Annotated in this window: 16 protein-coding genes; 10 read left to right on the top strand and 6 right to left on the bottom strand. The window is 60.5% G+C overall.

The genetic code is table 11. The features are described from left to right. The first annotated feature begins 124 nt into the window (after window positions 1-124). Together hrpA and FQ192_RS01890 are read left to right on the top strand one after the other, a co-directional pair. Window positions 125-4,036, top strand: coding sequence for an ATP-dependent RNA helicase HrpA (gene hrpA / locus FQ192_RS01895; protein WP_149657129.1), 3,912 nt, complete (start codon window positions 125-127; stop codon window positions 4,034-4,036). Window positions 4,037-4,384: 348 nt separating this feature from the next. After that, a complete protein-coding gene (locus FQ192_RS01890; protein ID WP_149657128.1) occupies window positions 4,385-5,506 on the top strand; it encodes a beta-ketoacyl-ACP synthase III in 1,122 nt (373 codons plus the stop codon). A gap of 439 nt (window positions 5,507-5,945) precedes the next feature. Here FQ192_RS01890 and FQ192_RS01885 read toward each other — a convergent pair whose 3' ends face one another. Continuing rightward, on the bottom strand, window positions 5,946-7,262 hold the full coding sequence (locus FQ192_RS01885; protein ID WP_149657127.1) for a putative porin: 1,317 nt from the start codon (window positions 7,260-7,262) through the stop codon (window positions 5,946-5,948). A gap of 280 nt (window positions 7,263-7,542) precedes the next feature. Here FQ192_RS01885 and FQ192_RS01880 point away from each other — a divergent pair, with 280 nt between their 5' ends. Continuing rightward, the gene (locus FQ192_RS01880; RefSeq protein ID WP_149657126.1) at window positions 7,543-8,667 is read left to right on the top strand and encodes a GNAT family N-acetyltransferase; all 1,125 of its coding nucleotides are present in this window, start codon (window positions 7,543-7,545) and stop codon (window positions 8,665-8,667) included. Between the two features lie 15 nt (window positions 8,668-8,682). On the opposite strand, the gene aqpZ is transcribed toward FQ192_RS01880, so the two are convergent. From aqpZ to FQ192_RS01855, 5 genes are all read right to left on the bottom strand, one after another. Continuing rightward, window positions 8,683-9,378, bottom strand: coding sequence for an aquaporin Z (aqpZ, locus tag FQ192_RS01875; protein WP_149657125.1), 696 nt, complete (start codon window positions 9,376-9,378; stop codon window positions 8,683-8,685). A 280-nt stretch (window positions 9,379-9,658) separates the two neighbouring features. Then, entirely contained in the window at window positions 9,659-11,491 is a 1,833-nt protein-coding gene (locus FQ192_RS01870; RefSeq protein ID WP_149657124.1) for an ABC transporter ATP-binding protein, read from the bottom strand. A gap of 85 nt (window positions 11,492-11,576) precedes the next feature. Beyond that, window positions 11,577-12,134 carry a peptidylprolyl isomerase gene (locus FQ192_RS01865; RefSeq protein WP_149657123.1) on the bottom strand — a complete coding sequence of 186 codons (558 nt, stop codon included), beginning with the start codon at window positions 12,132-12,134 and terminating at the stop codon, window positions 11,577-11,579. Between the two features lie 3 nt (window positions 12,135-12,137). Then, complete coding sequence (locus FQ192_RS01860; RefSeq protein WP_149657122.1) at window positions 12,138-12,941, bottom strand: alpha/beta fold hydrolase; 804 nt, start codon at window positions 12,939-12,941, stop codon at window positions 12,138-12,140. A gap of 14 nt (window positions 12,942-12,955) precedes the next feature. Further along, window positions 12,956-13,879 (bottom strand): LysR family transcriptional regulator, encoded by a 924-nt coding sequence (locus FQ192_RS01855; RefSeq protein ID WP_149657121.1) that lies wholly within the window; start codon window positions 13,877-13,879, stop codon window positions 12,956-12,958. A 49-nt stretch (window positions 13,880-13,928) separates the two neighbouring features. Here FQ192_RS01855 and FQ192_RS01850 point away from each other — a divergent pair, with 49 nt between their 5' ends. The 7 genes from FQ192_RS01850 to FQ192_RS01810 all read left to right on the top strand — a co-directional run bounded on the left by FQ192_RS01850 (window position 13,929) and on the right by FQ192_RS01810 (window position 25,307). Then, the gene (locus FQ192_RS01850) at window positions 13,929-14,243 is read left to right on the top strand and encodes a 3-phosphoglycerate kinase (protein WP_149657120.1); all 315 of its coding nucleotides are present in this window, start codon (window positions 13,929-13,931) and stop codon (window positions 14,241-14,243) included. A gap of 309 nt (window positions 14,244-14,552) precedes the next feature. Next, window positions 14,553-15,152 (top strand): FMN-dependent NADH-azoreductase, encoded by a 600-nt coding sequence (locus tag FQ192_RS01840; RefSeq protein ID WP_123507765.1) that lies wholly within the window; start codon window positions 14,553-14,555, stop codon window positions 15,150-15,152. 328 nt (window positions 15,153-15,480) lie between these two features. Continuing rightward, complete coding sequence (locus FQ192_RS01830; protein WP_149657117.1) at window positions 15,481-16,347, top strand: carboxylate/amino acid/amine transporter; 867 nt, start codon at window positions 15,481-15,483, stop codon at window positions 16,345-16,347. 300 nt (window positions 16,348-16,647) lie between these two features. After that, on the top strand, window positions 16,648-17,163 hold the full coding sequence (locus FQ192_RS01825) for an Hcp family type VI secretion system effector (protein ID WP_149657116.1): 516 nt from the start codon (window positions 16,648-16,650) through the stop codon (window positions 17,161-17,163). 129 nt (window positions 17,164-17,292) lie between these two features. Next, complete coding sequence (locus tag FQ192_RS01820) at window positions 17,293-20,199, top strand: type VI secretion system tip protein VgrG (protein ID WP_149657115.1); 2,907 nt, start codon at window positions 17,293-17,295, stop codon at window positions 20,197-20,199. Next, the gene (locus tag FQ192_RS01815; RefSeq protein ID WP_256672199.1) at window positions 20,196-24,938 is read left to right on the top strand and encodes an RHS repeat-associated core domain-containing protein; all 4,743 of its coding nucleotides are present in this window, start codon (window positions 20,196-20,198) and stop codon (window positions 24,936-24,938) included. Before FQ192_RS01820 ends, FQ192_RS01815 begins: the two co-directional genes overlap by 4 nt. Beyond that, window positions 24,939-25,307, top strand: a complete 369-nt coding sequence (locus tag FQ192_RS01810) for a hypothetical protein (protein WP_149657114.1) — start codon at window positions 24,939-24,941, stop codon at window positions 25,305-25,307. It begins immediately after the preceding gene. Window positions 25,308-25,529: the final 222 nt, after the last annotated feature.

The raw sequence follows: 25,529 nt of genomic DNA, 5'->3' as shown, positions 1-25,529 counted from the left end.
GTGGGAACGATCAAGCTGCAAGCTTCAAGCTAAAAGCCGATCTGCTTGTAGCTTGATGCTTGTAGCTTGCCGCTGCTTCTCTGTTACCCTTGCGGCTTTTGGCTTACAGCTTGCCGCTGCTTCTATGACTGACGAATCGCCTTCCATCGACAAACTGCTGAAAAACCTCGATCACGCCATGATTGCCGACCGCCACCGGCTGCGGCGGCAGTTGCTTGAGCTGCGCAAGAAACCTGACGAGGCCAAGTTGGCCCAGTGGGTGACGCGCATGCAGGCGTCCTGTGATCAGGTGTTGGCGCGGCGCGCCAGCCTGCCGGTGATTCGCTACGACGACAGCCTGCCGATCGCCGCCAAGCGCGACGAAATCAAAGAGGCGCTGCTCAAGCATCAGGTGCTGATCATTGCCGGCGAAACCGGTTCGGGTAAAACCACCCAGTTGCCGAAGATCTGCCTGGAAATCGGGCGCGGCCAGCATGGTTTGATCGGCCACACCCAGCCGCGTCGGATCGCTGCCCGCAGCGTCGCCAGCCGGGTCGCCGAAGAACTGGCCACGCCACTGGGCGCGCTGGTCGGCTATCAGGTGCGGTTCGAGGACCAGAGCGATTCCAACACCCTGATCAAGCTGATGACCGACGGCATCCTGCTGGCGGAAACCCAGAACGACCGCTACCTCGAACGCTACGACACGATCATCGTCGACGAAGCCCACGAACGAAGCCTCAACATCGACTTCCTGCTCGGTTACCTGAAAACCCTGCTGCCGCGTCGCCCGGACCTGAAAGTCATCATCACTTCGGCGACCATCGACCTGGAGCGTTTCTCCAAGCATTTCGATGACGCGCCGATTGTCGAAGTCTCGGGCCGGACCTTCCCGGTGGACACCTGGTATCGCCCGCTGACCCTGGAGCAGGACGAAGAGGGCAACCGCGTCGAGGATGACTTGACCGTGGACCAGGCGATCCTCGCCACCCTCGATGAAATCGCCGCGTTCGAACGCAGCGAGCGCAAGAGCCCCGGCGATGTGCTGGTGTTCCTGCCTGGCGAGCGCGAGATTCGCGACGCCGCGGACATGCTGCGCAAGGCCCAGCTCAAGCACACCGAAATTCTGCCGCTGTACGCGCGGTTATCGCCGGCCGAACAGCAGCGGATTTTCCAGTCGCACCCAGGGCGCCGCGTGGTGCTGGCGACCAACGTCGCCGAGACGTCGCTGACGGTGCCGGGCATTCGTTACGTGATCGACAGCGGCACCGCGCGCATCAGTCGCTACAGCTACCGCGCCAAGGTCCAGCGCTTGCCCATCGAAGCGATTTCCCAGGCCAGCGCCAACCAGCGCAAAGGGCGTTGCGGGCGGGTCGAGCCGGGTATTTGCATTCGTCTCTACGGTGAAGAAGATTTCATCGGTCGCCCGGAATTTACCGACCCGGAAATCCTGCGCACCAACCTCGCCGCCGTAATTTTGCAGATGCTGCATCTGCGCCTCGGCGAGATCACCGATTTCCCGTTTATCGAGCCGCCGGATGGCAAGGCGATCAGCGACGGTTTCAACCTGCTGCAAGAACTCTCGGCAGTGGATCGCAACAGCCAACTGACCCCGCTGGGGCGCAATCTGGCGCGCCTGCCGGTGGACCCGCGCATGGGCCGCATGTTGCTGGAAGCGGCGAAACTCGGCAGCTTGCAGGAAGTGCTGATCGTCGCCAGCGCCATGTCGATCCAGGACCCGCGCGAACGTCCGCCGGAACGCCAACAAGCCGCGGACCAGGCCCACGCCCAGTGGAAAGACGTGGATTCGGACTTCGCCGGGCTGGTCAATCTGTGGCGCGGTTTTGAAGAGCAGCGCCAGGCGTTGACCGCGAGTCCGCTGCGTAACTGGTGTCGCAAGAATTTCCTCAACTACTTGCGCCTGCGCGAGTGGCGCGACTCGCATCGGCAATTGAGCCTGATCTGCCGCGACATGCAGTTGATCCTCAATAAAGAGCCGGCGGACTACCCGAAACTGCACAAAGCCGTGCTCTCCGGGTTGCTCAGCCAGATCGGCCAGAAAACCGACGAGGGCGACTACCTCGGCGCGCGTCAGCGGCGTTTCTGGATTCACCCGTCATCCGGCCTGGGCAAGAAGCGCCCGCAATGGCTGATGGCCGCCGAACTGGTGGAAACCACCAAGTTGTATGCGCGCATGGTGGCCAAGATCGACGCCGACTGGATCGAGCCGCTGGCCGGGCACCTGATCAAGAAAAACCACTTCGAACCGCATTGGGAGAAGAAGCGCGGCCAGGTTGTGGCGTTTGAACAGATCACCTTGTTCGGGCTGATCGTGGTGGGGCGCCGACCGGTGCATTACGGGCCGATTGATCCGGTGGTGTCCCGTGAATTCTTCATTCGCGAAGGCCTGGTCCGGGGCGAAATTCAGTCCAAGGCCAAGTGCCTGACCGCCAATGCGCAGTTGCTGGAGCAGCTCGACGAACTGGAGGCCAAGGCCCGGCGTCGCGACATCCTCGCCGACGAAGAAACCCTGTTCGCCTTCTACGATGCGCGGCTGCCGGCGGAGATCCACCAGACCGCAACCTTCGACAGTTGGTACAAGGTCAACAGCCAGAAAGACCCGCAACTGCTGATCATGCGCGAAGAAGACGTGCTGGCCCGCGAGGCCAGTGAAGTCACCGCCCTGCATTACCCGGACACCTTGCACATCGGTGATCTGGAACTGGCCCTGAGTTATCACTTCGAACCCAATCACCCCCGCGACGGCGTGACCCTGCGCGTACCGGCACCGTTGTTGCCGATGCTGCCGCCGGAACGCCTGGAATGGCTGGTGCCGGGCGTCATTGAAGCCAAGTGCATCGCGTTGGTGCGCAACCTGCCCAAGGCGCTACGCAAGAACTTCGTGCCGGTGCCGGATTTCGTCAAAGCCGCGCTGCAGCGCATGACCTTCGCCGAGGGCTCATTGCCCCAGGCTCTGGGCCGCGAACTGCTGCGCATGACTGGCGCGCGGGTCAGCGATGAAGCCTGGGCCGAAGCGGCGCAGCAGGTCGACAGCCATTTGCGGATGAACCTGGAAATCGTCGATGGCCAGGGCAAGTTCCTTGGCGAAGGGCGGGATCTGGCGGAGTTGACCGCACGCTTCGCCGAGGCCAGCCAAGCGGCATTGGCCGTGCCGCAAACCGCGAAAAACCAGCTGCCGGTGGAGCCGAAAGTCTTTGCCGCTGTCGCCGAGAAAACCCAGCAGAAGATCGCCGGGTTGTCGATGACGGTGTATCCGGCATTGGTGGAGGAGAGCGGGACAGTCAAGGAAGGGCGTTTTTCGACCCCGGCTGAGGCCGAGTTCCAGCACCGTCGCGCGTTGCAGCGTTTGCTGATGCAGCAATTGGCCGAGCCGGCGAAGTTCTTGCGCGGCAAGTTGCCGGGGCTGACCGAATTGGGGCTGATGTACCGCGAATTGGGGCGCATTGATGCCCTGGTCGAAGACATCCTGCTGGCGAGTCTCGACAGCTGCATCCTCGACGGCGAAGACCCGTTGCCGCGCGATGGCGCCGGGTTGGCGTCCCTGGCCGAGCGCAAGCGTGGCGGCTGGACCGAACATGCCGAACGTCTGGCGAAGCTGACCCTGGAGATTCTCAAGCTCTGGCACGGTCTGCAAAAACGCTTCAAGGGCAAGATCGACCTGGCCCAGGCTGTGGCGTTGAATGACATCAAGCAGCAGCTCAGTCATCTGGTGTATCCGGGATTTGTCCGGGAAACGCCGATGCAGTGGCTCAAGGAACTGCCGCGCTACCTGAAAGCCGTCGAGCAGCGTTTCGAGAAGATCGGCGCGCAGGTGCAGCGGGATCGGGTCTGGAGTGGTGAGTTGTCGGGCCTGTGGACGCAATACCAGACCCGCGCCAACAAACATGCGCAGGAAGGCAAACGCGATCCGCAACTGGAACTGTATCGCTGGTGGCTGGAGGAATACCGGGTGTCGTTGTTCGCCCAGCAACTGGGGACCAAGGTGCCGATCTCAGACAAGCGCCTGAACAAACAGTGGACCCAGGTCGAACCATAACCCCTCTGTGGGAGCGGCTTTTGTGGCGAGCGAGCTTGCTCGCGCTGGGTTGCGCAGCGGCCCCAAAATTTTGTGAGCGCTGCGCACTCAAGCGGGAGCAAGCTCCCTCGCCACAAAAGCCCGCTCCCACAGGGGTGAGGTGTTTGATCCGGCAAATAGGGCCAAACCCCAGCGTTTATGGCAAACTTCGCGCCTATAAACGCCGGCCCCGCCGTTTTGCGCCTTCACAGGCCCGGGCGGTTCGGAATAAAGCGATGCCAGGTTTGCTTCCCCGGACGGGAAACGACCCTTTGTGTGTTGGTACGTCGGTGCCAACGCTTTCTGCCTGAACAGATTAGAGAAACGACCATGCATAACGTCGTCATCAGCGGCACCGGCCTCTACACCCCGGCCAACAGCATCTCCAACGAAGAGCTGGTGCAGTCTTTCAACGCTTACGTCGCGCAATTCAACGCCGACAACGCCGACGCCATCGCGCGTGGCGAGCTCGAAGCGTTGACCGAGTCCAGCGCGGCGTTTATCGAAAAAGCCTCCGGCATCAAGAGCCGCTTTGTCATGGACAAGGACGGCATCCTCGACCCGCAACGCATGGCGCCACGCCTGCCCGAGCGGTCCAACGACGAATGGTCGGTGCTCTGCCAGATGGCCATCGGCGCTGCCGAGCAAGCCTTGCAGCGCGCCGGCAAGACCGCCGCGGACATCGACGGCGTGATCGTCGCCTGTTCCAACCTGCAACGCGCCTACCCGGCCATCGCCATCGAAGTCCAGGAAGCCCTGGGCATTGAAGGTTTCGGCTTCGACATGAATGTGGCCTGTTCCTCGGCGACCTTCGGTATCCAGGCCGCCACCAACAGCGTGCAACTGGGCCAGGCCCGGGCGATCCTGATGGTCAACCCGGAAGTCTGCACCGGTCACTTGAACTTCCGCGACCGTGACAGCCACTTCATCTTCGGCGACGCCGCCACCGCGGTGATCATCGAACGTGCCGACCTGGCGACCTCCCCGTACCAGTTCGACATTGTCAGCACCAAGCTGCTGACAAAGTTCTCCAACAACATCCGCAACAACTTCGGCTTCCTCAACCGCGCGGCGGAAGAGGGCATCGGTGCCAGGGACAAACTGTTCGTGCAGGAAGGCCGCAAGGTATTCCGCGACGTGTGCCCAATGGTCGCCGAGCTGATCGCCACGCACCTGGACGAAAACAAGCTCAACATCGGCGATGTGAAACGCTTCTGGCTGCACCAGGCCAACCTCAGCATGAACCACTTGATCGTCAAGAAACTGCTGGGTCGCGAAGCCACCGAAGAAGAAGCCCCGGTGATTCTGGATACCTACGCCAACACCAGCTCCGCCGGTTCCGTGATTGCGTTTCACAAGAACCAGGATGACCTGGCCAGCGGTTCGCTGGCAGTGCTCAGCTCGTTTGGTGCCGGGTATTCGATTGGTAGCGTGATTCTGCGCAAGCGCTGAGTTAACGACTAAAAGATCGCAGCCTGCGGTAGCTGCTACAGGATCGGGTTCAACTCAATAGTGAGGTTGGACTCGATTCTGTAGCAGCTGCCGCAGGCTGCGATCTTTTTTTGTGCATGAGGTATTTGGGCCAAGGACGCTTTTGTGGCGAGGGAGCTTGCTCCCGCTCGGCTGCGAAGCAGTCGTAAAGTCAGCGAATGCGGTCTGTCTGATGACATGCAGGGGACCGCTTCGCGCTCCAACGCGAGCAAGCTCGCTCGCCACAAAAGGCCGGTGTGAATGGGAAATGAAAACAGCCCCGCGTTGGGCTATCGGACGGATGATGGGGACCGATAGACCAACGCGAGGCTGTAAAGGAGCAGCTTCGAGCGGCAAGCTTCAAGCTGCCAGCAGTGCGCTTGAACTTGAAGCTTGTAGCTTGAAACTTGCAACTGCTTTTTTAGAACTTGGCTTCGGCATCCAGTTGCAGGGTCTTGATGTCCGAGTCGCGGATGGTGGCGTTGGTGAAGTCGGATTTAGCCATGAAATACGTCGCGCCCAGGGCGAAGTTCTTGTCGATTTCATAGCTGACTTTCAACTTGCTGCCACGCGAACCGGTGAAGCCGTTGGCGAAGTCGGAATCGGTGAAGGCACCGACCACGGCGTTACGCTGTACGTCGCGATAGTTGTAATCCACAGCGAAGCCGTAAAGCTTGGTCTTCACACCGGTCAACCAGGCAGCGTCCTGATCGTTGCTGGCGTCTTTGTTGGTGACGTATTGACCGTACAGCGACAACGGCATTGGCAGGCCGCCGATGTCGATCTGACCAAAACCTTCGTACAGCTTGAACTGTTCGTTCGGAGTGTTGCCGTTGGTGGCCAGGATCGATGGCGTGGTGGTGCCGCCTGCGGTGATGTCGTCGTCGTTGTCGTAACCGTAGACGCTGCCACCCAGGGTCAGTTTCAGGTTGTCGGTGATGGCGAAGCGCGCACCCAACTGACCGGCGTACAGACGCAGGTCGTGCTTGAACTGCACGCCGTCGCCGTCGACGTTGTCCTTGAGGGTGTAGTGGCCGGCGCTGCCGAACAGCTCGGTGCTGGCGCCCAACGGGTACTTGTAAGTCAGTGCCAGACCTTCCGGGCTGATGTCGCTATCCCAGATGATGTCGCCCATGCTCACCCATTGCTGCGGCATCTTGCCGCCCACAACGTGCAGGTTCTTGAGGAAGTCGGGGTGGTAGTCGACGTAGCCCTGATCCAGCCAGATCGACTTCTTGTCGAAGTAGCCGTCCAGGCTCTGGTTGGTGGAGCGAGCGTCGTCGTTGTTGCCGGTGGCGATACGGATACCGGTGTCGACCTGCGGGTTGATTTCGCTGTAGGCACCCAGGCGAACGCGAATGCGCTGACGGTCCTGGTCTTTGTTGTTCGACACACCATCGTTCTTCACCGTTTCCTGGCGGAAACGCACGTCACCCTTGAACTGGGTCTTGGCAGCCCAGGCCAGTTTCTGGTCGAAGGTGCTCAGTTCATTGGTTTTCTTCGCGGTCGCGGCGATCTGCTCGTTGGTCTCTTGCTGAGCCTGGCGGGCGATTTGCTGGTCTTTCTGGTCACGGGCCAGTTCGGCTTGCAGTTCGGCGTATTGCGCCTGGGAAATCGAGCCGTTTGCCTTGAGCATGTCGAGCAGTTTGGCGTCGACTGCGGCGCTGGCCGGAACACTCATGGCCAGCATCAGGCCGCCACACAAGGCCGCCGCAGTTTTCGTGGAAGCAAGACGCATATCAATCTCCGAAGATGAAAGGGATGACTGAGCCATCCAGGACACAACCGACCAATGACGGACGGAAAACAGTGACCGGGTAGAACCCGGCGCTCTAAAAACAGGCGCCAGTATCGCGATGGTTTATGACAGTGCAGTGGCAAAGTGATTGCAGCTCGATGACGATACAAACCTTTCGTGAACCTTTGTTCTAGAGCACTGTCGGCGGATGACGGGTGTGCAATGGGCGGCGATAAGCGATACTCGCCGGGCTGTTACGCGAACAATTGTGAGAATGCCGATGCCGCTGCAACGTCTGGAAAGCCTGTCCGAAATCGCGCCGCTCACGTGGGACGCGCTGGTGCCCGAAAATCAGCCATTCCTGCGCCATGCCTTCCTCAGTACGTTGGAAGACAGCGGCAGCGTCGGCCCGCATTCCGGCTGGCAACCCGAGCATTTGCTGCACATCGAAGGCGAGCGTCTGATCGCCGCATTGCCCAGTTACCGCAAGTGGCATTCTTACGGCGAATACGTGTTCGATCATGCCTGGGCCGATGCCTGCGCCCGTGCCGGCATCGACTATTACCCCAAACTCCTGACCGCCGTGCCGTTCAGCCCGGTCAGCGGCCCGCGCTTGTTGGCGGCCCGTGTCGAGGATGGTTTTGAGTTGCTCAAAAGCCTGCCGGGTTATCTGGAAATCGAAGAACTCTCCAGCGCGCACATCAATTTCACCGACCCGTTCACCGACGCCGCGTTGGCCGAACAGCCCGGCTGGCTGCAACGCATCGGCTGTCAGTACCACTGGCAGAACCGCGACTATCGGGACTTCCAGGACTTTCTCGACGCCCTCAGTTCGCGCAAGCGCAAGCAGATGCGCAAAGAGCGCGAGCAAGTGGCGGGGCAGGGCATCGAGTTCGAATGGCTCGAGGGGGCGCAACTGACCGAGGCGCAGTGGGATTTCGTCTACGCCTGCTACGCCAATACTTATGCGGTGCGTCGGCAAACGCCGTACCTGACGCGGGAATTCTTCAGCCTGCTGGCCGAGCGCATGCCGGAATCGATTCGCGTGGTGCTGGCCAAGCAAGGTTCACGGCCGGTGGCCATGGCCTTCAGCCTGGTGGGGGGCGACAGTTTTTACGGTCGTTACTGGGGTTGCCTGGCGGAGTACGACCGTTTGCATTTCGAGACGTGTTTCTATCAGGGCATGGATTACGCCATCGCCAATGGCTTCCAGCGATTCGACGCCGGGGCTCAGGGCGAGCACAAGTTGATTCGCGGCTTCGAGCCGGTGATCACCCATTCCTGGCACTACCTGCGCCATCCGGGGTTGAAAGCGGCGGTCAAAGACTTCCTGCAACAAGAACGGGTCGGAGTGTTGGCGTATGCCGAGGAAGCGAGGACCGCCTTGCCTTACCGGCAAGCCTGATCCTCGCCACGGGCATCAGCTGCCTTCCTTGGCCAGCCAGCGATAAGTCACCCCGCCGACCACCGCGCCGAGCAGCGGGGCGACCCAGAACATCCACAACTGCGCGATGGCCCAGCCGCCGACTATCAACGCCGGGCCGGTGCTGCGCGCCGGGTTGACCGAAGTGTTGGTGACAGGAATCGAGATCAGGTGGATCAGCGTCAGGGCCAGGCCGATGGCGATCGGTGCCAGCCCGGCCGGCGCGCGTTGGTCGGTGGCGCCGAGGATGATCAGCACGAACATCGCTGTCATCACCAGTTCACAGACGAAGCCTGCGGCCATCGAGTATTTGCCGGGGGAATGCTCGCCGTAGCCGTTGGAGGCCAGGCCTGCCGACAGGTCGAAGCCTTCCTTGCCGCTGGCGATGTAGTAAAGCAAGGCCGCCGCGATGATCCCGCCAATGACTTGGGCGATGATGTAGGCCGGCAATTCCTTGGCCGGGAACCGACCGCCGACGAACAGGCCGACCGATACGGCCGGGTTGAGATGACATCCAGAGATATGGCCAATGGCGAACGCCATGGTCAGCACGGTAAGACCAAACGCCAGGGCCACACCCAGCACCCCGATACCCAACGGCGAAGACGCGGCCAGCACCGCACTGCCGCAACCTCCCAACACCAGCCAGAACGTACCTAACAACTCAGTGACTGAACGTTTGAACAGAGACATGAGAGCGTCCTTGATAGGCGACCTATCGAGACTGTAGTGCGTGATGCGTCCTGCAGATGTACGACAGGCTCATTTCCAGAACCTTGGCTGAGTACAGCAGGGTTCTGGCGGAAATCCAGCAGCCATGAAAAAACCGCCAGAGCACGTCATTAAAGGGCTCTGGCGGTGATCGTTCCCACGCTTCGCATGGGAATGCAGCCCGTGACGCTCCGCGTCACTGGACGCGGAGCGTCCCCTGAGGCATTCCCACGCAGAGCGTGGGAACGATCAGGTAACGGTTTCAATCGATCCCGACAAACCCACCCGTCTGGTGCGCCCACAACCGCGCATATAACCCGCCATGGGCCAACAGTTCGGCGTGGGTGCCGGTCTCGGCGATCTTGCCGTTTTCCAGCACCACCAAGCGGTCCATGCGCGCGATGGTCGAGAGGCGGTGGGCGATGGCGATCACGGTTTTGCCTTGCATCAGGGTTTCCAGGCTTTCCTGGATCGCCGCTTCGACTTCCGAGTCCAGTGCCGAGGTGGCTTCGTCCATGATCAGGATCGGCGCGTCCTTGAGCAGCACCCGGGCGATGGCGATCCGCTGACGCTGGCCACCGGAGAGTTTCACCCCGCGCTCACCGACGTGGGCATCAAAACCGCTGCGACCTTCAGCGTCCGAGAGCAACGGGATGAACTGGTCGGCGCGGGCTTTGTGCACCGCGTCCCAGAGTTCGGCGTCGGTGGCATCGGGCCGGCCGTAAAGCAGGTTGTCGCGAATCGAACGGTGCAGCAGCGAGGTGTCCTGGGTGATCATGCCGATGCGCTCGCGCAGGCTTTCCTGGCGGACTTCGGCGATGTTCTGGCCATCGATGAGAATGCGCCCACCCTCCACGTCATAGAGACGCAGCAGCAGGTTGACCAGGGTCGATTTGCCAGCGCCGGACGGCCCGATCAGACCGATTTTTTCTCCGGGCTTGATGGTCAGGTTGAGGCCGCCGATGATGCCTTTCTTCTTGCCGTAGTGGAAATCCACGTGCTCGAAACGCACCTCGCCACGGGCCACGGCCAGGGGTTTGGCTTGTGCGTGATCGGTGACGCTGACCGGTTGCGCGATGGTGCGCAGACCGTCCTGGACCATGCCGATGTTTTCGAAGATGCCGGTGACCACCCACATGATCCAGCCGGACATGTTGACGATGCGGATCACCAGGCCGGTGGCCAGGGCAATTGCGCCCACCGAGATCAGCGACTGCGACCACAGCCACAGCGCGAGGCCGGTGGTGGTGACGATCAGCAAGCCGTTCATGCTGGTGATGGCCACGTCCATGCTGGTGACCACGCGGCCGGCCATCTGGGCTTTTTCGGTCTGTTCCTTGATGGCTTCCTTGGCGTACTGCTGTTCGTAATTGGTGTGGGCGAACAGCTTCAACGTGGTGATGTTGGTGTAGCCATCGACGATCCGTCCCATGAGTTTGGAACGCGCATCGGAGGACTGCACCGAGCGGTCCTTGACCCGTGGCACAAAGTAATAGAGCGCGCCGATGAAACCGGCAATCCAGGTGATCAACGGGATCATCAGGCGCCAGTCGGCTTCGGCAAACAGCACCAGGGCGCTGATCGCGTAGATCAACACATGCCACAGCGCATCCACCGCTTGCACGGCCGAGTCGCGCAGGGCGTTGCCGGTTTGCATGATGCGTTGGGCGATGCGCCCGGCGAAGTCGTTCTGGAAGAAATTCAGGCTCTGCTTGAGCACGTAGCGGTGGTTCTGCCACAGGATCAGGCTGGTCATGCCCGGGGTCAGGGTCTGGTGCACCAGCAGGTCATGCAGGCCGAAGAAAATCGGGCGCAGCACCAGGGTGACCACCACCATCCAGGTCAGTTCGAGGGCGTGATCCTGGAAGAAATTCGGGTTCGGCGTGCCTTGCGCCAGGTCGATGATGCGGCTCAGGTAATTGAACAGCGCGACTTCGATCAGCGAGGCGAACAGGCCGACAATCAGCAGGGCGGCGAAACTCGGCCAGACTTGCTTCAGGTAATAGGTATAGAAGGGGAGAACCCGGTCCGGCGGAGCCGCCGTTGGTGCATCGCGGAAGATGTCGATCAGTTTTTCAAAACGGCGATAAAGCATGGGTTCTCCGCCCGCGCTGGGGCTCTCCTTTGAACAGTGTGAGCGGTGCCGCAGGGCGACAACCGCTCAAGACATCCTGTGAAGCTTAGTCGATGACTTTGGCCGACTTGATGAACACAGGATCGGCGGGTACGTCTTTCATGCCGCCACGGGTAGTGGTTGGCGTGTTGACGATGATGTCCACCACGTCCATGCCTTTGACGACTTTACCGAACACGGCGTAGCCATCGCCCTGGTCGAGGAAATCGTTGTCCTTGACGTTGACGAAGAACTGGCTGGTGGCCGAATCCGGATTGGAAGTACGCGCCATGGAGAGCGTGCCACGCACGTTATGCAGGCCGTTTTTGGATTCGTTCTTGATCGGCGCCTTGGTCTCTTTCTGCTGCATCTGCTGCGTGAAGCCGCCGCCCTGGACCATGAAGCCCGGGATCACACGGTGGAAAATCGTGTTGTTGTAGAAGCCACTGTTGACGTAATCAAGGAAGTTTTTGGTACTGATCGGTGCCTTGACCGCGTCCAGCTCGATTTCGATCTGGCCGTTGGTGGTGTCCAGCAGCACGTGCGGTGCCTTGGCGGGCGTAGCGGCCATCAGGTTGGCGGCAAACAGCACGGAGCCGGCGACGAGGGCGATTTTTTTCAGCATGGGTCAGTGATCCTGAGTAGTGGTGTCGACTGCGGTGAGAAACTCGAGCAGGGTTTGGTTGAAGCGTTCGGGTTGATCCAGCGGGGTGGCGTGGCGCGAATCGGCGATCACCACCAGCCGCGCATCGGGCAGCAGTTTTACATAGGTTTCTTTCAGCGCCACCGGTGTGTAGTCACGGTCGGCGCTGACGATCAGGGTTGGACAGACGACCTTCGAAAGTCGTTCCTGAACCCCCCAGCCAACGATGGCATCGAAGCTGGCGAGATAAGCATGTTTGTCGTTTTTTGCCCAGCGCTCGGTCATCTTTTGTCGCAAGTCCGCCTGCTCCGGTTTCGGGAACAGCTTGGCGCCCAGGGCCTTGCCGATGGCGCCGAGGCTGAGTACGCGCATCAGACTCCAGCGCTTGAACCACTGCCAATAGTCGTCGCGGCTGCGCAACTTGACCTCGGGCGAGCTGTTGACGATGCACAGGCTCTTAAGCAGTTGCGGCTGATCCGTGGCTAGCTGGAAACCGATCATGCCGCCCATGGACAGGCCCACGTAATGGGCCGGGCCGAGGTTCAGGTGTTCCATCAGCGCGATCAGGTCGGCGCTGAACCCGGCGATGCTGTAGCGCTCGCGGGGTTTGTCCGAACGACCGTGGCCGCGCACATCCGGGACGATCACCCGGTAGCGGGCGGACAGCGCCGGGATCTGCATTTCCCAGTCCAACGTGCTGGAACCCAGCCCGTGGACCAGCAGCAACGGCGTGCCGTGGCCATATTCCTCATAGTGCAGGTTGCAACCTTCATGTTCGAAATAGGCCATGCAGAAACTCCGTGTCAGGCTTGTTCAGGGGCGGCGAAAGGCGCATCCAGCGGCGCAGTGTCGAAGGTGCGCAGCAGTTCGATGAGGATTTGCGTCGCCGGGCCCAGGGGTTTGTCCTTGTTCGAGTACAGATAGAAGCTCGGGTTGCGACTGCCGCCCTGGTCCAACGGTAGCAGCTTGAGCGTGCCTTCCTTCAATTCCCGTTCGATCATGTGCCGGGGCAACCAGGCAAAGCCTAGCCCGCTGCTGACAAAAGTCGCGGCGGTGGCCAGGCTGCCGACGGTCCAGCGCTGTTCGGCGCCGAGCCAGCCGACGTCCCGTGGCTGCTGGCGGCCGGAGTCGCGGATCACCACTTGCATCTGGGTTTCCAGGTCCTGGAAATTGATTTCGCGGTTGAGTCGATGCAGCGAGTGATCGGGGTGGGCGACGGCGACAAATTCCACATCGCTCAATTCCGCGCCCAGGTAGCCGGGAATGCTGAAACCGGTGATGGCCAGGTCGGCCACGCCTTCGAGCAGGACTTCCTCGACCCCCGACAACACTTCCTCGCGCAGCCGCACCCGGCAGCCACGGCTTTGCGGCATGAACGCGGTCAAGGCGCGCACGAGACGGGCGCTGGGGTAAGCGGCATCGACCACCAGCCGCACTTCCGCTTCCCAGCCTTGTTCCATGTGATGGGCCAGGTCTTCCAGTTGACTGGCCTGTTTCACCAATTGCCGCGAGCGACGCAGCAACACGCCGCCGGCTTCGGTGAGCACGGCCTTACGGCCATCGATGCGCAGCAGCGGCACGCCGAGCTGGTCCTGCATGCGGGCCACGGTGTAGCTGACCGACGATTGCGAGCGATGCAGCGCTTCGGCGGCCTGGGCGAAACCGCCGTGGTCGACCACGGCTTGCAATGTTCGCCATTGATCAAGGGTCACGCGGGGCGCTTTCATGATGAGCTCCTCTTGTCCTAAGCTGGCGGTCCCTATTGGAGACTGCCGAATGAAAAAATTCTGTTGTGTAGTGTTGGCGCTGTTGCCGCTGACGGCGTTTGCCTATCCGATCGATGTTCAAAAACAGCTCAATGGCATGAGCATCGACTACAACGCCTTCGACACGGATAACGACATCGCGTCCATTCAGGTCAACAACTACGGCAGTACGGATGCGACGTGTAAGGTGGTGTTCAACAACGGCCCGGAAGCACCGCGCACCCGCACCGTCGACGTGCCCGCCGGCAAACATAAAAACGCCACGGCCAAATTCACCCGTACGATCATCAAGATGCGTATCAACCTGAGCTGCACCCCGAAATAGATGTCTCCCCGGTAGGAGCGAGGCTTGTGTGGCGAGGGGGCTTGCCCCCGTTCGGCTGCGAAGCAGTCGTAATCCAATCATCGCGGATTATCTGGAACACCGCGGTGGATGGTTTTGGGGTCGCTTCGCGTCCCAACGGGGGCAAGCCCCCTCGCCACACAAGCCCGCTCCCACAGGAATAGGGCATGCTCAGCTTATAAACGAATTTATCGATGCTTTATAGCAGTTATTTGCGCTTTTTCATCGATATAACTCTGTTTAACCTCCACTCCATCGCCCTACAGCATTCTCAGATGGAGGCTACATCCCATGTCCCGCGTTCTGATCATCGAAAGCAGCGCCCGTCAGCAAGACTCGGTTTCCCGTCAGCTGACCCAGACCTTCATCAGCCAATGGAAAGCCGCGCACCCGGCGGATCAAATCACCGTCCGTGACCTGGCCGTCAACCCGGTGCCGCACCTGGACATCAATCTGCTCGGCGGCTGGATGAAACCTGCCGAACAACGCAACGACATCGAACAGGCGTCCCTCGACCGTTCCAACCAGTTGACCGACGAACTGCTGGCCGCCGACGTATTGGTGATGGCCGCGCCGATGTACAACTTCGCGATCCCGAGCACCCTCAAAGCCTGGCTCGACCATGTGCTGCGTGCCGGCGTGACCTTCAAATACACCGACACCGGCCCCCAAGGCCTGCTCAGCGGCAAACGTGCCTACGTGCTGACCGCTCGCGGCGGGATCTATGCCGGTGGCCCGGCGGATCACCAGGAACCGTACCTGCGTCAGGTCATGGCCTTCATCGGCATCCACGACGTGACCTTCATTCACGCCGAAGGCATGAACCTGGGCGGCGACTTCCAGGAGAAGGGCCTGAACCAGGCCAACGCCAAGCTTTCCCAAGTGGCTTGAGGCTTTAATCGCCAGATAATCCCTTGATGTTCAAGTGGCCTGGCGCAACCCCTTCAAGGCTTTACGCGCATCGAACCTCCCTTTGCACTTGTTGCTCCTGAGTGCTGTAGCCCGATTGAACGCATTAGCGAGATCGGGCTTTTTTTTGCCCGGGATTCACACAGACCTGTAGGAGCGAAGCTTGCTCGCGAAAGCGGTGTGTCAGCCAACATCAATGTTGGATGGGCCGCCGCCTTCGCGAGCAAGCTTCGCTCCTACAAGGGATTTGTGTGATTAGCCGTGAAGCGCAAAACCCGCTATCGTCGCCGCCATTCGAAACGAGGCGAGCATGGGCTATCTACTTTTTGTCACGCTGATCCAGGCGTTTTCCTTCAGTTTGATCGGCGAGTACCTGGCCGGGCATGTCGACAGTTACTTCGCGGTGCTGGTGCGGGTGCTGCTGGCCGGGCTGGTGTTTATTCCGCTGACGCGCTGGCGTTCGGTCGAGCCGGCGTTCATGCGTGGCATGTTGCTGATCGGCGCGTTGCAGTTCGGCGTGACCTACGTCTGCCTGTACCTGAGTTTCCGGGTGCTGACGGTGCCGGAAGTGTTGTTGTTCACCATCCTCACGCCATTGCACGTGACCTTGATCGAGGATGCGCTGAACCGGCGCTTCAACCCGTGGGCCCTGGTCGCGGCACTGGTGGCGGTGGCAGGCGCGGCGGTGATTCGCTACGACCGGATCAACCCGGATTTCTTCATGGGTTTCCTGCTGCTGCAACTGGCCAACTTCACCTACGCCGCGGGGCAAGTCCTTTATAAACACCTGGTGGCCCGTCACCCCAGCGACCTGCCGCATTACCGGCGTTTCGGCTACTTCTACCTCGGCGCATTGGCGGTGGCGTTGCCGGCGTTCCTGCTGTTCGGCAAACAGAACTTCCTGCCCGAAGCACCGCTGCAATGGGGCGTGCTGGTATTCCTCGGATTGGTCTCGACCGCGCTGGGGCTGTACTGGTGGAACAAAGGCGCGTGCCTGGTGAACGGCGGGACGCTGGCGGTGATGAACAACCTGCATGTGCCGGTGGGGTTGCTGATCAATCTGCTGATCTGGAACCAACATGAGGAGTTGGGGCGGTTATTCTTCGGTGGTTCGGTGATCCTGGCGGCGGTGTGGATCAGTCGATTGGGCGTACGCCGGCCTGTCTTGACGTCGTAAGCGCAAGTGCGCAAAAAGTTGCGCACTGCTTTTGGCTAAAACGACGGGTAAATGCGCTGTAAGCCACGCCGTTCAAGGCTTACAGCCAAGTGCGCAACTTCTTGCACAGTACTGCGCAACTTCTTGCGCACTTGTCGGCCGTTTCCTACAGCAAAAGTCGGAAAAACCCACGGTCACGTCGCCCAAACCCTTGAAACATAATGGCCACATGATGGCTGGCACGCCTTTTGATATCTCCTTCGGCACCTGGACAGGCAATCACGCCGTCCGGTCCTGTCTTTCAAGCAAGGAGAGCACCCCATGGCAACACCTGCCTACATGTCCGTCACTGGCGAAAAACAAGGTCTGATCACTGCCGGCGCCTTCACCGCCGACTCGGTTGGCAACACTTATCAAGAAGGTCACGAAGACCAGGTCATGGTTCAGGCTTTCAGCCACGACGTGATCATCCCGCGTGACCCGCAATCCGGCCAACCGACCGGTCAGCGCGTGCACAAGCCAGTGGTGATCACCAAGGTCTACGACAAGGCTTCGCCACTGCTGCAAGCTGCTCTGACCTCCGGCGAGCGCATGAGCGAAATCGTTATCCAGTGGTACCGCACTTCGGCCCAAGGGACCCAAGAGCACTACTACACCACCAAACTGGAAGACGCGATCATCGTCGCCATCAACAACAAAATGCACAACTGCCAGGATCCGTCGAACGCCCACTTCACGCACCTGGAAGAAGTGCAGTTCACCTACCGCAAAATCACCTGGACCCACGAAGTATCCGGTACTTCGGGTTCCGATGACTGGCGTCTGCCGGTGGCCTGATCCAGGTTGACCGTTGTACCGCCTCGGCCCGCGCGGCCGGGGCGGTTGGTTGTCCCCTAAAGAATTTTTGCAGTCGTTGATCGCCAACGGGCGTCGACGGCTGTCGCAACATCGCATGAGGAACACGGAATGTTCGCACCGGCCAATCAGACCCACTTTGCCCTGACTATCGACGGGGCCGACAGCTATTTTCAGGTGCTGTCCTTCACCGGCCGGGAAGCGCTCAACCAACCGTTCGAGTTCGAACTGGAACTGGTCAGCGAAAAGGCCTCGCTGAACCTCGAAAGCCTGCTGCACAAACTGGCGTTTTTACAGCTCGCGCAAAACGGCACCGGCATCCACGGGCTGGTATACAGCATCGCCCAGGGCGAGGCCGGCAAGCGTCTGACCCGCTACAAGATCTCGCTGCGCCCGCAACTGGCGTACCTGGCGCACCGGGTCAATCAGCGGATCTTCCAGCAGATGAGCGTGCCGCAGATCATCAGCCAGGTGTTGGAAGAACACGGCATCCTTGCCAGCGACCACAAGTTCCAGCTCAGCGCCGTGTACCCGGAGCGGATCTACTGCGTGCAGTACGACGAATCGGACCTGCACTTCGTCCAGCGCCTGTGCGAAGAGGAGGGCATTCACTACCACTTCCAGCACAGCGCTTCCGGGCATCTGCTGATGTTCGGCGACGACCAGACCGTTTTCCCGAAACTGGCGCCGGTGACTTATCAGCAGGACACCGGACTGGTCGCCGATCAGCCGGTGATCAAGCGTTTCGGCCTGCGCGTAATCACCCGAACCAGCCGCACCACGCGCCGCGATTACGACTTCACCAAACCGAAGATCGAGCTCGAAAGCGACGCCAAGAGCGCGGCCAAACCGGACCTTGAGGACTACGATTACCCCGGCCGTTTTGTCGACCGCGAGCGCGGCAAACACCTGGCCAATCGCGCCCTCGAAAGACACCGCAGCGACTACCGCTTGGCCGAAGGCAGCAGCGATCAACCGCTGCTGGTCACCGGGCATTTCCTCGCCCTGACTGCCCACGCCAACCCGGCATGGAACGACCTGTGGCTGCTCACCGAAATCTTCCACGAAGGCAAACAGCCGCAGGTGCTGGAAGAGGTGATCAGCAGCGACGTCACCGACCTCAAGGACGACTTTCACCAGGGCTATCGCAACCGCTTCAGCGCGACGCCATGGAACGTGCCGTACCGCCCGCCGCTCGAGCACCCGAAACCCAAAGTCCTCGGCACCCAGAGCGCGGTGGTCACCGGCCCCGAAGGCGAAGAGATTTTCTGCGACCAGTACGGCCGGGTGAAGGTCCAGTTTTTCTGGGACCGCGAAGGTCAGCACGACGACAAGACCAGTTGCTGGATGCGCGTGGCGTCGAACTGGGCGGCGCAGACCTTTGGCTCGATCAACCTGCCGCGCGTTGGCATGGAAGTGCTGATCACCTTCCTCGAAGGCGATCCCGACCAGCCGCTGATCACCGGTTGCCTGTACCACGGCGCCAACCTGCCGCCGTACAAACTGCCGGACTTCAAGACCCTGGCCACGGTCAAGAGCAAGGAGTACAAGGGCAGCCGCGCCAACGAACTGCGCATCGACGACACCACCAGCGAGATCAGCATTGCGCTGCGCAGCGATCATGGCGCCAGTGCGATCAACCTCGGTTACCTGACCCATCCACGCCCGTCCGGCGGCCAGCCGCGTGGCGAAGGCTTTGAGCTGCGCACCGACCGGCATGGTGCGGTGCGTGCCGCCGCCGGTTTGCTGATCACCACCGAGCCGCGGCCGAACGAATCCAAACACCATAAAGACTTGCCGGAAACCGCCGAGCGTTTGGCCACGGCCAGCGAGCAGCAGGACGGTTTTGCGATACAGGCCAAGGAACTGCAAGCCCAGGAAGCGGGCGATCAGGACGACGTGGCCAAGGCGTTGCACGCTCAGCACCAGGGCATTCTCGGTAGCGGCCCGGCGAACATGAGCGCCAACGAATTTCCCGAGTTCACCGAAGCGCATCTGGTGCTCGCCAGTCCGGCGGGCATCGCCCTGACCACCCCGCGCTCCAGCCACATCGCCACCGGCGAACACCTGGCCCTGAGCAGCACCGGCCACACCAGCCTGTCGATCGGTAAACGCCTGCTGGCCAGCGCCAGCCAGGGCATGCGCCTGTTCGTGCAAAACCTCGGCTGGCGGCTGGTCGCGGCGTCGGGTGACATCGACATTCGCGCCTTGAAAGACAGCATCAACCTGCTGGCCAAACTCAACATCACCGCGAATGCCGACCGCATCACCATCACCGCGAAAACCGAACTGGTGATCCAGGGCGGCGGCAGCGCCACGACCTACAACGCCGGCGGCATCACCCACGCCACCACCGGCCCGTATACCGCCCACGCGGCGAACTTCGCCTACACCGGGGCGAAAAGTCTGGCGGGCGTGTTCCCGGAACCGCCGAAACCGGGCAAGGGCAATCTGGAACTGTTCAACCAGTACGCCGGGCTTCAAGGCATCAAGGGTGGCGACTTCGAAGTGATCGATGCCTTGGGCAAGAGCCTCAAAGGCACGCTCGATGCGAAGGGTTTTGCCACCGTCGCCGGCGCCGCACCGGGGCCGGCGCGGGTGATGTTTGGCAAGGACCCGGCGGACACCTGGAGTGATGGCAGTTACATCGGTAAACCGGAATGGCCGCTGCAACCGCCGAGCGCCGAGGACATTCCCGGCCCGGTGCAATCGATGGTTGCGCAGGTATTGCCGAGCAAGAACTGGGACGTGCTGGAGACAGGCAAAGCCCTGGCGCAAAGCGGCATGAGCGCCGTGCAAACCGCCCAAGGCGCGATGCAGACCGCGCAGCAAGTCAAAGGCGCGGTGCAGGGCGGCGTGGCCGGGTTGCCGAAACTCGCCAGCGCCTCGATGCCGAGCGCCTCAAGCCTGCTCGGTGCCGCGAGCAAGAGCGGCAAGTTGCCGAGCCTGCCGGCTGTCACGCCTCCCAAGACCTCCTTTAAAACCCCGGGCCTGCTGGCCGGTGAGATGCTGTCATGACCACTGAAATCGTAAAACGTGAACCGCAGGTTGCCATTGTTCCGCTGAGCGCTATCGACGTTCAGGACGTCGCCAGCAGCGCGGCAGTCTTCGACGCCTGGTTGCAATCCGCCAGCGGCGGCGTGGTCACCCTCGACCGGATCAAGAACGTCGCCGGTGCCTTGCCGGTGGTGGGCAACATCATGGCGCTGGTCGATGCGCTGGGCGACATCGTCACCCTGTCGAATGCCCAGAAACGCGACCTGCTCGCCTGGGCCAGTCTCGGCATCAACCTGATCGGCGTCCTGCCGTTGCCGCCGGCCATGGCCGCTGCACGCATGACCCTGCGTCCGACCCTGTTTCTGGTGCGTCAGGAGATGAAGGCCTCTACCAAAGCGCTGCTTGGCTCGTCGGTGGTCGAAATACTGATAGGGCACTTGAACGATTCGATTATCGGTACCCTCGACGACTTCGTTGAACAAGCCAAAGGCAAGCTGCCGGGTATTCTGGCGGACGCCGGCAAGCTGGGCGAGGACGTCATCAACGAGATCGCCAAAGGCCTCGACGCGGTGGCCAATGGCAAGCTCGATGCCAAGGGTGATGCCCAGGCGGCCGGTCAAAAAATCAGCGCCGCCGGCGACCAACTGCTCAATGATCCACTCGCGGCGATCGGCAACATTTTCGGGGCCGCAGCCAGTGCATATAAAGCCGCAGGCAAGGGCCTGGCCAATAGCGCAGCCGAAAACCTGCTACCCGATGACATCAAAGAACGGGTGGCCACCGAAACCAAGAAGTTGCGGGCGATGGGGCCGGAACTGCACACGCAGTTGAGCAAGCTGGACGATGAATCGGTGCAGAACTCCATCGGCTGGTTGCTGTTTATCCTGTCCAGCGCCGTCACCGTCTGGCGTAAGCGCAATGCTCATGGTCAGAGCGCTGGAGTCAAACCTGACAAGACGAGTCAGGCCAAGCGCACGGCGTCTGAGGGTGGTTTGGGGGCCAACAGTCATCAGGTGCCGGCCACGAATACTGCCAATGGCAAGAAAAATGGCACCTGTACCGGCACCTGCAACAGCATCAGTTTTGCCATGGGGTCGGAGAGTCTTAGCCACATCGATTTCAGCCTGCCGGGGCCGTTCCCGATTGAGTGGACTCGTACCTACAGTTCGCGCCTCGGGGCCTACGATCAAAGCGAGCTAGGCGCCCGCTGGATCACTGAATTCACCACCCGTTTTGACTGCATTGGCGATGGCCTGAAGTTTCACGACGCCGACGGCCGCAGCCACGACTATCCGCTGCCGAAGGTCGGCCTGTTTCATTACGACGCCATCGAAAACATCACCCTGGTGCGCTCGGGAGATGACCAATTACTGCTGTGCCGTGGTTTCGAGCGCAAAGAAACCTACGTCCGTCGCGGCCAGCGTTATGTGCTGACGAATGTGGTCCTGCGCAACGGCGCCGGGATCATGCTGCATTACGAGCATCGCCACGGCGAGCAGTCGGTACTGTCGGACCTGATCACGTATCAAGAAAACGACATCAGCAAAGTTCACCTGCACCTCGGTACGATGATCGACGATCACGGTCGGCTTATTGGCCTCTGGGAAATCGTCGACGGTGCACCGCTGCGACAGCTCTGTGCCTATCAGTACGACGCTTACGGCGACCTGATCCAGGCGCAAGACGAGAACGGCGCCGCCTGGTCCTATCAGTACCAACATCACCTGATCACCCGCTACACCGACCGCACCGGTCGCGGCATGAACCTGGAATGGCAAGGTACCGGCACTGACGCCAAAGCAGTGCGCGAATGGGCCGACGACGGCAGCTTCGACACCCGTCTGGAGTGGGACGAAAACATCCGCCTGACCTACGTCACCGACGCCCACGGCAACGAGACCTGGCACTACTACGACATCCTCGGCTACACCTACCGCGTTCGTCACCCGGATGAGCGTTCGGAATGGTTTTTCCGCGATGAGGCGAAAAATCTGATCCGCCACGTGCACACCGACGGCAGCACCGACCGCTACACCTACGACGAGCGTGGCAATCGCCTTCAACACATCCGCGCCGACCACACCGTCATGCATTACGCTTACGACGATCAGGACTTGTTGATCAAGATCAGCGATGCCGAGGGCGGCCAGTGGCAGCGGGCCTACGATGATCAGGGCAACCTGGTCGAATCGATCGATCCACTGGGCAACAAAACCGAATACGCCTACAACAAATCCGGCCAACCCACCGCGATCAAAGACGCCAACGGCAACGAAAAAGCCCTGGCCTACAACGACGCCGGACAGTTGGTGAAATACGTCGATTGCTCGGGCAAAACCAGCACCTGGGAATACAACGAACTCGGGCAGATGATCTGCTTCACCGACCCGGCCGGGCAGAGCACCGAATACGCCTACAAGGCTGGTCAACTGGTATTGATCAAACACCCGGACAAGACCGAAGAGCGTTTTGAGCGCGACGCCGAAGGTCGTTTGCTCGCCCACGTCGATGGCCTCGATCGCTGCACCACCTGGAGCTACACCGCTGCCGGTCTGATCGCCGAACGGGTCGATGCCGCCGAACAAACCCTGCGCTACCGTTGGGACCGCCTCGGCCAGTTGCTGGCCCTGGAAAACGAAAACGAACAACGCGCGCACTTCCACTACGACCCGGTCGGTCGCCTGCTGGAAGAAACCGGCTTCGACGGCCGCTCCACGCGCTATCAATACGACGCCCAGACCGGGCGCCTGGCCCACACCGTCAACGGCGAACGCGTGATCTCGGTCAGCTTCGACCCCATGGGGCGCCTGACCGAACGCCGCGCCAGCCTGGGGGACAAGTCGCAAAGCGAAACCTTCGCCTACGACGGCAACGGCAACCTGGTCATGGCGAACAACGCCGACAGCCGCTTGCAATGGTTCCACGACCCGGCCGGCAACCTGTTGCGTGAACACCAGCACTACCTCGGCCTGGAACAACCCACGGTCGCCATCTGGCAGCACGAGTACGACGTGCTCAACCAGCGTGTCGCCACCGTACGCCCGGATGGGCACCGCGTCAGTTGGCTCACTTATGGCAGCGGCCACTTGCTGGGCCTGCGTTTGGACGATCACGAACTGATCGGCTACGAACGCGACGACCTGCACCGCGAAGTCGCCCGCCACCAAGGCAACCACCTGCTGCAAACGCAAAAATGGGACCCGGCCGGCCGATTGCAAGAGCAACTGCTGGGACGCAGCGACGACCAATCCACACTGCTCAAGCGTGAATACAAATACGATGCCGCCGGCCAACTGACCGACATCAACGACAGCCGCCGCGGCCCGCTCGCCTATCGTTACGACCCGGTCGGCCGCCTGCTCAGCGCTACCACCCGCCAAGGCGTGGAAACCTTTGCCTTCGACCCGGCCAGCAACCTGCTCGACGACAAAATCACGGAAATCCGCCGCCCACTGGATCAGACTCCGCCACGCAGCAAACTGGTCGATAACCTGCTGCGCGAATACGCCGGCACCCACTACGACTACGACGAGCGCGGCAACCAGATCCAGCGCTGGCACAACGGCACCCGCAGCGATCTGCAATGGGACCTGTTTGATCGACTGGTGCGTTTCGAAGACCCACGCCTGGCCGTCGACTTCGCCTACGACGCGTTAGGACGGCGCCTGCACAAAAACTCCAGCGCCCACTACAAACAGCGTCCCGAAGCCGGCTCGCAATGGAACCGCAGCGAACACGCGCGCAAACAACGTGAATACGGCTGCGGCTTTACCCTCTACGGCTGGGACGGCGACAACCTCGCCTGGGAAAGCAGCCCGGCACAAACCGACGGCGCGCCGAGCCGCACCGTTCACTACGTCTTCGAACCCGGCTGTTTCGTCCCGGTCGCCCAGGCCGTGCGTCATGCGCCGATCAACCTGGCGGGCCAACCGGATTACAGCGGCGAATACAGCCTCGACGAGGATCCGTTGTGGAATCACAAGGCAACGGCCTTAGCGTTTGATGCGTTGGCTTGGTATCAGTGCGATCACTTGGGTACGCCGCAGGAACTGACGGACCCGCAAGGCAACATGGCCTGGACTGCGCAGTACAAGGCGTGGGGACAGGTGACGGAACAGCGTTCGGAATGGGCGCGGCAGCACGGGGTGGTGAACCCGATACGGTTCCAGGGTCAGTACCACGATCATGAGACGGGGCTGCACTACAACCGACACCGGTACTATGATCCGGGAATTGGCCGTTTCATAAGCAAAGACCCGATCGGTTATATGGGAGGGCTAAATCTTTATGCTTATGCACCAAATCCGACAGGTTGGGTCGATAGCCTTGGTCTGAGTGCAACGTGCCCATGTGAGTGTAAAAAAGTACTTGAGGCCGAAGGTGTTGTGACAGGTCGCCATGGCGATCTTCGAAAAATAGGCGGGCTCCAAGACTCGCACCACATCTATCAAGATGCGTCGATGAATGGGATTTCAGGTTACAAATACAATGATGCGCCTGCTATAAGCCTTCAGGGAAGAAACCCAGATGGAACCACTCGTGGAACGCCGCACTATAATGCCAATCGAGCCCAAGATAAGGCATCAACCGCTGGCCTGCTTGGTAGTGAAACTGTCGTAGCTTTCAAGTCGCTCCGTGCTGCGGGACTGAGCCCGAAGGCAGCGAAGTGCGCGACACTCCAAGCACGCGGCTATTTCACCGGGATTGAAGCCAACGCGGGTACCAGCACCGCAACACCTTCCAAGAGACGGAGTCGATAAATGAGTACACCTACTAATCAGCAAGCCTATGCCAAGACCAAATTGCTCGTAGAGGCCATTGATCGGCGTGACTCGCCGGCGCTTGAGAGAGATTTTGGAATATCCAGCGCGGTTGCTGATGAGATTTACGAATCTATCGATGATTACTTCGACAAAGGAACCAAGATATCCATCGCACCAGAAGAAAAAGCTTTTGATTCACGTGCACAACACCGTCCTTTCATTGATGCATATGAAACTGACGGTAAAGCACTCGGATTAGAATGTGTCCTTTTTGCTAATGGCGCCCCCGGTGAAGCGATCCTTCATCTTGAGGTTTCCGAAAGTAATGGCCAATTGGCGGTTTATTATAAGTACATTGGTTCCTGATAGCTCATGGAGAGCGTGAATCAATGCGGGCATTGACCACTGATAATTTTTACGGAATCAAGGCGAGGGAAGTTGCTCAATGAAAGGCGTTATACGATTGGGCGACTCCACCTCCCACGGTGGAGTGGTGCTCGAGGCGTTCTCTCAAGCCAATAAAGGGGGACGGATTTATTTTCTACCCCGTCGGTAAAGAGTTTAGCCCTGAAAATAATGTGCTCATAT

The sequence above is a fragment of the Pseudomonas sp. ANT_J12 genome, from assembly GCF_008370045.1.
Classification (GTDB): Bacteria; Pseudomonadota; Gammaproteobacteria; order Pseudomonadales; family Pseudomonadaceae; genus Aquipseudomonas.
The sequence above is the reverse complement of the archived record's forward strand: the minus strand, read 5'-3'. Positions and strand labels throughout refer to the sequence as shown.